This is a genomic window from Paenibacillus cisolokensis (genome assembly GCF_018403665.1).
Lineage (GTDB): Bacteria > Bacillota > Bacilli > Paenibacillales > Paenibacillaceae > Paenibacillus_AH > Paenibacillus_AH cisolokensis.
Map to the genome: position 1 here is coordinate 1 of NZ_BOVJ01000040.1, position 12,695 is coordinate 12,695.

Sequence of the window (12,695 nt, forward strand, 5' to 3'; positions counted from 1 at the left end):
AAAAAATTTCGTCATTTTATATATTTTAGGCAGTGAATTTCTTTTATAATAAAGGAGGAGATATGAAAGATGGAGGGATCGAACGAGATGAAATTGACGCCAGAACAAGTTAACAGCTTTCATGAAAACGGTTTTTTGGTCGTGCCGGATCTGCTGAGTCCGGAGCAGCTGGAAGAACTCCGGCACATGACCGATGCCGTTCTGGACGGCCGCCTGAAGCCGGATGCGGACACGGGCCGCGACGATTTCGAGCTTCAATTCGAACCGGGAACGATCGGGAAAGACGACATACCGAGACGGGAAAAAATTCGCGTCGCTTTTCATCTGTGTCATAATCATTCGTATTTCTGGAACCATGCGACCCGTCCGGAAATCGTCGATGTGGTGGAATCGCTGCTCGGCCGGCATATCAAGCTGTACACCGACCAAATGTTTGTAAAGCCCGCCCATCACGGCAGCGAAGTGCCTTTCCATCAGGATCACGCTTACTGGACGCAGGTCGAGCCTTACAACATGATCAGCTGCTGGGTGGCGCTTGACGATGCGACGGTCGAGAACGGCTGCGTCCATATGATTCCGGGCACGCACCGGTCGCTCGTTCCGCACCGGGAGTTCGGCGGTAACCAAAATACGGGCTGGCGGAAGAGGATGTCGATTCCAGCCGGGAAGTCCCGGTCGAACTGAAAGCGGGATCGGCGATGTTCCATCATTCCTTGACGATCCATCGCAGCTTTCCGAACCGCAGCGACCGCGGCCGCCGCGGCCTGGTCACCATCTACTTGCCGGGCGACGCGAAGTTCGTCCGTCCGTGGGACTTCCAGTACGGCTTCAAGACGATTCGGCAATAACGAACGGACCGGCCATTGCGCACGTTTTTCACGATCATTCCGAGAATGGGGAGGTTTGGGGCATGAGCTTGGGCGCAGCCGGCTGGTCCTGGCACGATCCGCTGCGGCCGCCTATCGCGGTCGCCGGCTTTGCCTGGCTGCATGAGGAGGGCATCTATCGGCGATTCCCTGTCGTGCCGCCGCATCCGCTGCCGGAGGCGGTCGATTATCTGGCCCGCCATACCGCCGGCGGGCAAATCCGGTTCCGCACCGATTCTTCCCGGCTGGCGATCCGCGTTCGCCTTGCGGGACCGTCCGACATGTATCATATGCCCGCCACGGGTCAGTCCGGCTTCGATTGCTACGAGGAAGCGGAAGGCGCCCTCCATTACCGGAGCACGGCGAGATTCGGCGCCGACGAGGCGGAATATGAAGCGGTGCTGATCGAGAACGGGTCCGGCAAGATGCGTACGATTGTGCTGAATTTCCCGCTGTACCAGGGCGTGGAGGAGGTGTCGGTGGGCCTCGCGCCGGAAGCTGCGATCGAGGCGCCTCCCGCTTATGACCGCAGCGGCAAAATCATTGTGTACGGCACGTCCATTACGCAAGGGGCATGCGCTTCCCGTCCGGGCATGTGCTATACCAACGTGCTGAGCCGGCGGATCAATATGGAGTTCATCAATCTGGGCTTTTCGGGGAGCGGCAAAGGCGAGCCCGAAGTGGCCCGCAATATCGCGGCTATTTCCGATCCGGCCTGTCTCGTGCTTGACTACGAAGCGAACAGCGTATCGCCGGAGCTCTATGCGGAAACGTTGCCGCAGTTTATCCGGATTTACCGGGAAACGCATCCCGAAGTGCCGATTCTGGTGCTTTCCCGCATCCTGTTCGCCAACCAGTTGTTTGACGATAAGGCAAGAGAGATGCAGCAAAAACGCAAAGCGATGCAAATCGAGCTGGTCCGGTCGCTGCGGGAAGCCGGCGATGCTCATATCCGCTTTTTCGACGGGGAAACGCTATTGCGCCGTCATGGCCAGGACTGCACCGTTGACGGCATTCATCCGACCGATCTCGGGTTGATGCAAATGGCGGACGGCCTGGAGCCGGTTATCCGGGAGATGCTCGGCACGGTTGCGTGACGGCCTGGCCAAACCGCTGCACCGTATCGCTGTGCCAAACCGCTGCACCAATCGGTGCACCAAAAGCTGCATCAAGACGCAGCACCGAGTCGCAGTACCAATTCGCAATGCCAATCGCAATGCCGAATTACTGCACCAAATCGTGACGCGCACGTACAATAACCTATATGCCGAACTTCAAGATGGAGGTGCGTGTTCATGATTATCGTTCCCGGGCTGAGCGAACAACAGATCGTCCGGCTTGCTCAGTCCGATCTGGAAAGAAGCATGCTGCGCAAAAAGCTGGGAAGTCCGGTCGTCTACCGTTACAGTTCTCCTGAAGCGCTCGTGTTCGAGCTGAACATGCGAAGCCGGATTGCGGAAGCTTCCCGGGCGATGAACGCCAGCGGCGCCGCCTTCGCCGTCTTCGAATATTCCCGGGCCAATCCGCAATACTGGAGTGTGGACGCCAACGGCGGGATCAGGCTGAAGAGCGGCGTCAGGCCCTCGGACGGCCTGCGCGATATTTTTGTGAACGGCCGCCTTTATGCTTTCGAGTGCGCTACGGCTATGGTGATTATACTGTACAAGGCTACGCTCGATATGATCGGGAACGCCGCGTTTGACTATTATTTCCCCAATTTGCTGCTGTACGACTGGCAGTACGACAGCGATTTGCGCCTGATTACGACGAATAACCTGAACGAGGCGAATATCGGGGACATTCTGTATTTCAAAAATCCCGATTTCAATCCCGCAACGCCCGAATGGCAGGGGGAGAATGCCGTCGTGCTCGGCGATAACCTCTATTTCGGCCACGGCATGGGGATTCGGACGGGCGAAGCCATTTTGGAAACGTTAAACCGGAGAAGAAGACCGGGGAGCGTCATCCCCGCCTATTTGACCGATACTGTGCTGCGGCCCGATTTCAATTACATTCGCCGGTTGAGCGGGAGGACCGGTTCTGTTATCGCCCGGATCGGTTCCGTCTCGTTTGCCGTATAACGGCGGTCATGTTCGTTTGAACCCGAACAGCCTGCGGAGCATCGTCTCCGACCGGCTGTTCTTTTTCTTTTTACAAAATTGGACAAAAAAAGATACGGCTTGACAATTGAAAGCGGTATAACTAATATAGATATCACATAGATCTAAGATAGATCTAAGATGGATTTATGGTTCCGGGAAAGAGATGGTGCTGATTTGCATAATGAACGAGTCATTGCCACATATCTAATCGAGACGCCTTACCCGCTGGAGAAAGCGGCGGAAGCGATGGCCGGCGAGCAATCGACGGGAACGTTTATTGCCGTGCCCGGCGAGACGCCGGAATTGAAAGCGCAACACGGCGCGCAGATCGTCGGCCTGGAACAGATCGGCGAATACGACCGGCCTTCGCTTCCGGAATGTTACGTGCCGCCGGGGATCGACAAGCCGGTCTATCGGAGAGCGATCGTGAAACTGTCCTTTCCGCTGCACAACTTCGGTCCTTCGCTGCCGAACCTGCTTGCGACCGTAGCGGGCAACTTGTACGAGCTTCGGGAATTTTCCGGACTCCGGCTGACGGATCTGGAGCTGCCGGAAGCGTTCGCGGCGCGTTACCCGGGGCCGAAATTCGGCATCGAAGGAACGCGGCGGCTGGCCGGCGTGCATGACCGCCCGATCATCGGGACGATCGTAAAGCCGAGCATCGGCTTGCCGATATCCGAGTACGGCCCGCTTATTCGGGAGCTGGCGGAAGCGGGGCTCGATTTTGTCAAGGATGACGAGCTGTGCGGGGATCCGCCGGCCGCGCCGTTTGAGCAGCGGGTCGCCGCGGTGATGGCAGAAATCGAGCGGGCCGCCGACCGGACGGGCAAGAAGATGATGTACGCGTTCAACATTAGCGGCGATATCGACGAGATGCGGCGCCGGCACGATATCGTAGCGAAGGCGGGCGGCACTTGCGTCATGGTCAGCATCAACAGCGTCGGATGGGCGGGCGTTGCCCATCTGCGCCAGTATGCCGAGCTGCCGATTCACGGCCACCGCAATCAATGGGGCGCCATGACCCGCTGTCCGCTGCTCGGGATGAGCTTTACCGCGTACCAGAAATTGTGCCGGCTTGCCGGCGTCGACCATCTGCATACGAACGGGCTGAACAGCAAATTCGCGGAGAGCAACGAGTCGGTCGCACAGTCGATCCGGGATTGTCTGACGCCGATGTTCGGCGGCTACACGGTGATGCCCGTACTGTCTTCCGCGCAATGGGCCGGCAGCGCAATTCCGACGTACCGGGCGGTGCCGACGCAAGACGTCATTCATTTGGCGGGCGGGGGCATTCTGGCCCATCCCGGAGGGATTGCCGCAGGCGTCCGCAGCATGCGCCAGGGCTGGGAGGCGGCCGTGCAGGGCATCGAGCTAGACGAGTATGCGCGCTCCCGCCCGGAATTGCAGGCGGCGATCCGCACGTTCGGGAAGAAGTAGCATCAACTTGGAGGGGAAACCATGACGACAGAACAACAGCTTCTTCTTGCCTTTTACGGGGATGACTTCACAGGATCGACCGATGCGATGGAAGCGTTGGCGCTCGGCGGCTACCGCACCATGCTGTTTCTCGAGGCGCCGACCCCGGACATGCTGAAGCGGTTCGAAGGCATTCGCTGCGTCGGCGTCGCCGGCACCAGCCGGGCCAAGACGCCGCGCGAGCTGGAGCGGGAAGTGCGGCCGGTCATGGAGCGGTTGTCGCGTATCGGAGCGCCGATCGTGCATTACAAAACGTGTTCGACGTTCGATTCCTCGCCGGAAATCGGCAGCATCGGCGAGGCGATTCGGGTGTCGCGGCCGTTCTTCGCCGGTCAGACGACCGTGCCGCTGCTTGTCGGCGCACCTGCGCTCGGACGGTATACGCTGTTCGGCCAGCATTTCGCGCGCATGGACGGCGAAGTTTACCGGCTCGACCGTCATCCGGTCATGTCCCGCCATCCGGTCACGCCGATGGACGAAGCCGATCTCCGGCTTCACCTTCGCAAGCAGCTTGACGAAGAGATCGGCCTGATGAACATACTCGAGCTGGAAGGGGATGCGGACGCCGTTGCCGCCCGTTTCCGTCGAAAGCTGGAGGAGAAGCCGTCCGTTCTGCTGTTCGACGTGCTGGACGAAGAGCGTCTGGCGCTCAGCGCCCGATTAATATGGGAAGATGCGGCCCAAGGCCCCCGCTTCGTCGTCGGGTCCTCCGGCGTCGAATATGCGCTGACCTCATACTGGAAACAGGCCGGCATTGCGGGAGCGAAGCGGAAAACGGCCGATGGCGGCGCATCGATCGTCCCGGCGGACCGGATTTTGGCCGTATCGGGCAGCGCCTCGGCGGTCAGCAAGCGGCAAATCGAGACGGCGCTCGGCCAAGGCTTCCGCGGGATCAAAATTCCGGTCGAAGCGATCGCCGACAGGGACCGTATGCCGGAGGAACTGCTCGGACAAGCGATCCGGTGGCTGAACGAAGGGGAGAGCGTCGTGCTCTACACCGCGCTCGGGCCTGACGACGAGGCGATCAAGGCGACGCGGGAGCGGCTGGCGGCCATCGGCGTGAACGGTTCGCAGTCCGGCGAATATATCGGACGCCAGCTCGGACGTTGGACGAAGCGCATCATGCTGGAAACCGGACTGCGCAGAGTCGTGATCGCGGGCGGCGACACCTCCGGGTTCGTGACAAGCGAGATGGGCATCTACGGTCTCGAAATGCTGGCGCCGATATCGCCGGGGGCGCCGCTGTGCCGCGTTTACTCGCAGGACGAAAGAATGGACGGCGTCGAGCTGGCGCTGAAAGGCGGACAGTTCGGAAGCCCGGATTATTTTGCCAAAGTCCGGGACGCGGCCGCGAATTGAGGGAAGAGCGATTGGACGACAGACAGAGGAGGTTGGAGGAATGGACAAGTCAAAAGGGTCGGGAGCCCGTCTTTTAAAAGACATTGCTTACGATGAAATCAAGGAAAGAATTTTGGATGAGCGATTCGAGCCGGGACGTTTCTTGTCGGAGCGCGAATTGATCGAGCTGCTGCAGATGAGCAAAACGCCGATCAAGTCGGCTCTCACCCGTTTGGAGTCGGAAGGCTTCGTGACGGTTTCCTCCAAGCAGGGCATTTTTATTAACGATTTGGCGCTGGACCGCATCATGGACATTTACGATCTGCGGACCGCGCTGGAAACGCATAACGTTCGCGAACTTTTGCGACGGTTGACCGCGGAGCAGAGCGAACGTCTGGAGGCGAATCTGCGGGAAACCGAAGAAGTCGTCAAGAAGCTGGATGTCAAAGCGTTCGCGAAGGCCGATCATCAGTTTCACCTGCTCATATGCGAATTTACCGGAAATCAGGAAATTTACCGGGTGCTTCTGAATTACCAGGATCATCTGCTGCGCATTACGCTGCGCCATCTGCGGAAAGATCCGCATCGGATGGAAGGGTTTTATAAAGAGCATTGCGACATATTCGAATTGCTGAAGCGGGGCGACGAAGCGAGCGTCGAACGAATGAGAGATCATCTGCAGCACTCGAAGCAAAAGCTTTTATTTAGAGAGACATCGTTGATCAGACCGAAACGGAGGGAAACCGCTGATGAAGGCCGTCTATGTGGAGGATAGTTACAGCGTTGTTGTTAAAGATATAGAGAAACCGGAAATAAAACCGGACGAAGTGCTCATCAAGGTGAAAGTCGCCGGCATTTGCGGGTCCGACATTCACACGTATAAAGGGCTGCATCCGTTCCGGAAACCGCCGGTCATTATCGGGCACGAAGTCGCCGGCGAAATCGTTCAAGTCGGCGAGGCTGTGACGAAGTTTAAAGTGGGCGACCGTGTCACCGTCGAGCCGCAGGTCGGGTGCGGCAAATGCGAATACTGCCTCCGGGGCGAAGTCAATTATTGCGCGGATCGCAAGGCGCCCGGCGTAGGCGGCTGGTACGGCACGATGGCGGAATATTTCGCGGCGCCGGAAGTGACCGTGTTCAAGCTGCCGGATGACATGAGCTACGAGCAAGGGGTGCTGGTCGAACCGTTCGCCGTAGGGGTTCATGCCGTACGCAAAGCCGGCATTCAGGTCGGGGACAAGGTCGCGGTTCTGGGCGCGGGTCCGATCGGGCTGCTCGCCATGGCGGCGGCGAAGGCCGCCGGGGCCACGACGATACTCGTCACCGATGTCATGGACTATGCGCTGGAGAGCGCAGGCCGGATGGGAGCGACTCATACGCTTAACATCACGAACAAGCAAGAATGGATGGACGAGGCGAAGGCGCTGGTCGGCGGGGAATTCGACAAGGTGCTGATCGCTGCGGGCGTTCCGAACATTATCGATCAGTCGCTGCGGCTGCTGCGCAGAGGCGGAAGGATGGTCACGATCGCGATGTTCCACGGCAACCAGACGTTCGATATCCACAACCTGCAAAATCAGGAGAAGGAAATTGTCGGCTGTATGACCTATACCCGCGAAGACACGATAACGGCCATCGATCTGCTCGGCGCGGGTGCGGTCAACGAAGAGGTGCTCGTGACGCACAAGCTGCCTTACGAGCAAGCGGCCGAAGGGTTTAGGCTGGTCGACAAGAAGGAAGACTCGTCCCTGAAAGTACTCGTTACCTTTTAATCGAACCTGGAAAGGCTGGCTTCACGCCGCTGCGCAGTGAAGCCGGACTATATTCTCTACTTTCTTAAATGACATGGGGAGGTCAACAGCATGAAAAAAACAATTGCATTATTACTGGCGCTGATCCTGTGTGTAAGCGCTACAGCTTGCGGCAACGGAGGCGGCAAAGAAGGGAGCGGCGCAACTTCCGGCGAAACGGGAGAGAGCGGCGGCACGGGCAAGAAAGTGACGTTGCGGCTCGGACATATCGCCGGTGACACCGATGCCTGGCACCTGGGCGCGCTGAAGTTTGCCGAGCTTGTAAGAGAGAAGACGAACGGAAGCGTCGAAGTCGAAGTGTATTCCAGCTCCACGCTGGGCAATGACCGCGACCTGATTGAAGGGATGCAGCTCGGTTCTGTCGACTTTGCGCTTGTAGCAGGCGTACTGTCCAACTTCTACGAGCCGTACGGCATTTTGGAGCTGCCGTATCTGTTCCGCGATCAGGAGCATTTGGAGAAAGTGCTGTATGGCGATATCGGGAAGCAGCTGAAACAAGATCTGCTCGACAACGCGCAAATTCGCGGTTTGGAATTCTGGGTAAGGGGTCCGCGCGAACTGACGGCTAACAAAAAATCGAAACGTTGGCCGATCTGAAAGGTCTGAAGCTGCGCGTTCCGGAAATTCCGGCATCGATCGAAGCCTGGAAGGCGATGGGCGCCTCTCCGACGCCGATGGCGTTCGGCGAAGTTTACTCGGCGCTGCAAACCGGCGTTATCGACGCGCAGGAAAACCCGTTCGCGCTCATTGCCAGCAACAAGATTCAGGAAGTGCAAAAATATCTCATGCTGACCCACCACGTTTACGGTTACGTCATGCTGACGATGAGCGATATTACGTATCAGAAGCTGACGCCCGAACAGCAGAAGGCGATCGAAGAGGCGGCGCAGGAAGCGACGCAATTCGAGAACGACCTGGTCGCCAAGCAGGAAGAAGAGCTGCTGAAGCTGCTCAAAGAAAGCGGCATGGAGGTTGTCGAGCCGGATACGGCAGCGTTCATGGAAGCGGCCAAAACCGTGCACGGCAAATTTGCGCAGCAATACGGTCAAGAATTGTATGACAGCATTGTGAACACTCAATAACCCAATCGACGGGTACGGGCCGGTGTTCCGGGTATGATGTCCTTCCAGGGACACCGGCTTTCCTGTTCACTCGGGAGGATCAAACCGTATGCAGACAGTGATGAAATGGATTGATGCAATAAACAAGGTTGTAGGCATAATCGTCGGCCTTATTCTGGCTGCTATGTCCGTCATTATTATCGCGCAAATCTTTAGCCGGTTTTTATTCCATTCGCCGCTGACCTGGTCGGAGGAAGTGGCGCGTTACCTGATGGTGTACATGGTGTTTCTGGGCGCGCCGCTGGCGCTGCGCCAGCACCGGATGATCGCCATTGAGGTCGTTGCCGAAAGCGTCGGCGCGAAAGCGCGCAAAGTGCTTAAAATTGCGACGATGCTCATTTCGATCGTGTTTTTTATCATTCTGCTCGTACAGGGCAACGATATGATGGGTATTGTCGGACGGCAACATTCGGCCGCACTCGGGATTCCGATGAATATCCCTTATATGGCGATTCCGATCGGCGCCGCTTTGATGCTGTTGAATGCGATTGCGGTCATATTTGAATTTATGACCAAAGATCATGTGGAAACTTCCGAGATCGCCGAAGTGCTGAAGAAAGGGGAGCAACAGTAAATGGGCGTTGTATTATTTGGGTTCCTCATTCTGTTTTTCGCGCTGGGCGTCCCGATTGCGATCTCGATGGGCTTGGCTTCGGCAGTAGCGATCTGGTGGGATGGCGGCACGCCGCTTACCGTTCTCGTGCAGCGGTCGTTTACATCGACCGATTCGTTCCCGCTGATGTCGATTCCGTTCTTTATTCTTGCCGGAGTGTTGATGGAATACGGCGGCATCTCGAAACGGCTCGTCGCTTTCGCCAACGCGCTGACCGGCCATTTCTCCGGCGGCCTGGCTATCGTTACCGTCGTCACGTCGATGTTCTTTGCCGCGATTTCCGGATCGAGCGCGGCGACGACGGCCGCACTGGGCAGCATTCTCATTCCGGCCATGATCGCCCGCGGCTATCATAAAAATTTCTCCGGGGCGGTACAGTCCGTGTCCGGCGAGCTGGGCGTTATTATTCCGCCGAGCATCCCGCTTATTCTATACGGCATTTCGACGGAAACGTCGATCGGCGATTTGTTTATGGCAGGGCTTATCCCCGGTATTCTGATCGGGCTGTCCTTGATCATGACCGTTGTCATTATCGCAAGGAAGCGCAAATATGCCAAAGAGACGCGGAAATCCGGCAAAGAGCTGTGGCAAGCGTTCAAGGAATCGTTCCTGGCGCTGCTTATGCCGGTCATCATTCTCGGCGGCATTTACGGCGGTTATTTCACCGCGACGGAAGCGGCCGGGATTGCGGTGCTTTACGCGTTCATCGTCGGTGTCGTCATTTATCGCGAGATCAAGCTGAAGCAGCTTTTGGGCATTTTGACTTCGTCCGTCGTCACGACATCGGCCATCATGTTCATTCTGGCCAGCGCCGGCCTGTTCGGCTGGATCTTGACGCGGGAAGGGGTTCCGCAAGATGTCGCCAATTTCTTTATCGGCATTTCGGACAATCCGATCGTGTTCCTGCTGCTCGTCAACCTGTTCCTGCTCCTTGTGGGCATGTTTATGGAGACGAACGCTTCGATCATCATTCTGGCTCCGCTGCTGGCGCCGGTTGCCGTACAGCTCGGCATCGACCCGGTTCATTTCGGCATCATCATGATCGTCAATCTGGCGCTCGGCATGTGCACGCCGCCGCTCGGCATCAACTTGTTCATCTCGTCGCAGCTGGCCAAAATCAATCTGCTGCAAATTACGAGAGGCATGCTGCCGTTCTACGTGACGCTGCTTATTACGCTGCTGCTTATATCGTATATTCCGCAGCTTTCGATGTTTGTTCCGAATTTGCTCAAGTAATCGCCGGAATTTGCAGATCCGGCAACGAATGGCCGCTTCAGGCGGCCATTTCGCATCATCATGATCGTTATGAAAGATAGGAGGTTTGCTTCGCGATGACGCAACAGCAACTGATTCGACAGCAGCTGCGGCATACGGGCAAATATATGATGGAGTACGGCCTGGCCTGGGGCAATGCCGGCAACATCAGCGCCAGAACCGCCGGGGATCGCTATCTGATTACCGCGAGCGGCACCTTCCTCGGCGAGCTTGACGACGACGACCTGATCGAATGCGATCTGTCCGGCAACGTCTACGGCGCCGAGGGGAGGAAGCCGTCCAAGGAAACGCCGATGCACCGCGCCGTATACGAGAGCCGGCCGGAAATCGGCGCCGTGCTGCACGCGTCGCCTTTTTACAGCACGCTCGTAGCCTGCTCCAAAATCGAAATCCCGTCCAACTGGTTCGTGGAGACGATGTACTATCTGGAGAAGGTGGAGCGCGTTCCGTACCATCATCCGGGCAGCGAAGCGCTCGGCGAGGGGGTGCGGGCGAAGGCGAAGCAGGCCAACATCCTGCTGCTCGAAAATCATGGCGTGCTCGTCTATGACACGACGATTCGCGAGACGCGGATGGCGCTGCAGACGTTGGAGATGGCATGCCGGATGCTGGTCGTGTCCCGATCCGCCGGTATTCCGATGTCCGGGCTTGCGCCGGAGACCGAACGGGATTTTCTGGAGAACGCCGGCTACAAGCCGCGCAGAAATTGGCCGCTGTAAGATGCGGCATCAGCGAATCGAGCGAACTGAAGGATCGGTGAAGGAGTTATGACGGATCATCAGGCATTATTGGCAATAGGCATCTTCCTGATCACCTATGCGATGATTATAGCGGAGAAGGTTCACCGGACAATCGTAGCCATGCTGGGCGGTCTGATCGTGGTCGCGCTCGGCATCGTCGATGTCGAATCGGCTATCGAGCATCACATCGACTTCAACACGCTGGGCCTGCTGATCGGCATGATGATTATCGTCGGCGTAACCGCCAAGACCGGTGTGTTTACCTATATGGCGGTGTGGGCGGCGAAAAGGGCCAAGGGCGACCCGATCAAAATCATGGCGGCGCTGGCTGTTGTAACCGCCGTCTGTTCGGCGTTTTTGGACAACGTGACGACCGTGCTGCTTATTGTGCCGGTCACGTTCAGCATATCGAGACAGTTGAACGTTCATCCGTTTCCGTTTCTGTTCTCGCAAATTTTGGCGTCCAATATCGGGGGAACGGCGACGATGATCGGCGATCCGCCGAACATTATGATCGGCAGCGCCGTGCCGGAGCTGACGTTCATGGCGTTCATCAACCATTTGACGCCGATCGTCGCCATCATTATGGCGGCACATATTCCGCTCTTCATCTTTATGTTCCGCAAGCAGATGGCAACGTCCGAGGCGAACAAACGCGGCATTATGGAGATGGACAACAGCGGGCTGATTACGGATCGGCCGCTGCTTATCCGTTGTCTCATTGTGCTCGGTTTGACGATCGCAGGATTTTTCTGCATCAGCTCTTGCATGTCGAGTCTTCCGTCGTGGCGCTGGCCGGCGCGTTCATCCTGCTGCTTCTTGCCGGCGAGCATGCGATGGAGGAAGCGCTGACCCGCGTGGAATGGACGACGATTTTCTTCTTCGTCGGCCTGTTTACGCTTGTTGGCGCGCTGGTCGACACCGGAGTCGTCCGCAGCTTGGCCGTGCAGGCGATCGAGCTGACAGGAGGAGACCTTGCGGCGTCATCCATGCTGATTTTATGGATGAGCGCGTTGTTTTCGGCGTTTATGGACAACATACCGTTCGTTGCAACGATGATTCCGCTCATTCAGGAGATGGGCAATATGGGAATCGACAATCTGGAGCCGCTGTGGTGGAGCCTTGCGCTCGGGGCTTGCCTCGGGGGCAACGGCACGCTGATCGGCGCGAGCGCCAATCTCATTACGGCAGGTCTGGCCGCCAAAGAAGGATATCCGATTACGTTCCTGAAATTTTTGAAATACGGTTTTCCGCTCATGATCATGTCGATTGTCCTGTCCGCCGTTTACATTTATTTCCGGTATTTAATATAAGTTGCGTTGGCATAAAAGAAACACCGTCGGGGCCGTAGCC

11 protein-coding genes and 2 pseudogenes are annotated in these 12,695 nt (G+C 57.3%); all 13 read left to right on the plus strand.

All coding sequences use genetic code 11. The annotated features are described in order from the left end of the window. The first annotated feature begins 69 nt into the window (after window positions 1-69). Complete coding sequence (locus PACILC2_RS05365) at window positions 70-684, plus strand: phytanoyl-CoA dioxygenase family protein (protein ID WP_213527959.1); 615 nt, start codon at window positions 70-72, stop codon at window positions 682-684. A 14-nt stretch (window positions 685-698) separates the two neighbouring features. After that, a complete protein-coding gene (locus PACILC2_RS27865) occupies window positions 699-848 on the plus strand; it encodes a hypothetical protein (protein ID WP_280515279.1) in 150 nt (49 codons plus the stop codon). 62 nt (window positions 849-910) lie between these two features. Further along, on the plus strand, window positions 911-1,963 hold the full coding sequence (locus PACILC2_RS05375) for an SGNH/GDSL hydrolase family protein (RefSeq protein ID WP_213527961.1): 1,053 nt from the start codon (window positions 911-913) through the stop codon (window positions 1,961-1,963). Between the two features lie 198 nt (window positions 1,964-2,161). Beyond that, complete coding sequence (locus tag PACILC2_RS05380) at window positions 2,162-2,947, plus strand: protein-glutamine gamma-glutamyltransferase (RefSeq protein ID WP_062496305.1); 786 nt, start codon at window positions 2,162-2,164, stop codon at window positions 2,945-2,947. A gap of 195 nt (window positions 2,948-3,142) precedes the next feature. Beyond that, the gene (locus PACILC2_RS05385; protein ID WP_213527963.1) at window positions 3,143-4,405 is read left to right on the plus strand and encodes a ribulose-bisphosphate carboxylase large subunit family protein; all 1,263 of its coding nucleotides are present in this window, start codon (window positions 3,143-3,145) and stop codon (window positions 4,403-4,405) included. A gap of 21 nt (window positions 4,406-4,426) precedes the next feature. Continuing rightward, window positions 4,427-5,803 (plus strand): four-carbon acid sugar kinase family protein, encoded by a 1,377-nt coding sequence (locus PACILC2_RS05390; protein WP_213527965.1) that lies wholly within the window; start codon window positions 4,427-4,429, stop codon window positions 5,801-5,803. 40 nt (window positions 5,804-5,843) lie between these two features. After that, window positions 5,844-6,557 carry a GntR family transcriptional regulator gene (locus PACILC2_RS05395; protein WP_213527967.1) on the plus strand — a complete coding sequence of 238 codons (714 nt, stop codon included), beginning with the start codon at window positions 5,844-5,846 and terminating at the stop codon, window positions 6,555-6,557. Further along, the gene (locus PACILC2_RS05400) at window positions 6,532-7,554 is read left to right on the plus strand and encodes a zinc-dependent alcohol dehydrogenase (protein ID WP_213527969.1); all 1,023 of its coding nucleotides are present in this window, start codon (window positions 6,532-6,534) and stop codon (window positions 7,552-7,554) included. Before PACILC2_RS05395 ends, PACILC2_RS05400 begins: the two co-directional genes overlap by 26 nt. A 90-nt stretch (window positions 7,555-7,644) precedes the next feature. Further along, window positions 7,645-8,675 (plus strand): annotated as a pseudogene (locus PACILC2_RS05405) (TRAP transporter substrate-binding protein). 88 nt (window positions 8,676-8,763) lie between these two features. Continuing rightward, on the plus strand, window positions 8,764-9,288 hold the full coding sequence (locus tag PACILC2_RS05410) for a TRAP transporter small permease (RefSeq protein ID WP_213527970.1): 525 nt from the start codon (window positions 8,764-8,766) through the stop codon (window positions 9,286-9,288). After that, window positions 9,289-10,563: a TRAP transporter large permease gene (locus tag PACILC2_RS05415; protein WP_213527972.1), complete on the plus strand. Its 1,275-nt coding sequence runs from the start codon at window positions 9,289-9,291 to the stop codon at window positions 10,561-10,563. It begins immediately after the preceding gene. A gap of 95 nt (window positions 10,564-10,658) precedes the next feature. Further along, window positions 10,659-11,321, plus strand: coding sequence for a class II aldolase/adducin family protein (locus PACILC2_RS05420; protein ID WP_213527974.1), 663 nt, complete (start codon window positions 10,659-10,661; stop codon window positions 11,319-11,321). Between the two features lie 48 nt (window positions 11,322-11,369). Beyond that, window positions 11,370-12,655, plus strand: a pseudogene (locus tag PACILC2_RS05425) (ArsB/NhaD family transporter). Window positions 12,656-12,695 lie beyond the last annotated feature (40 nt).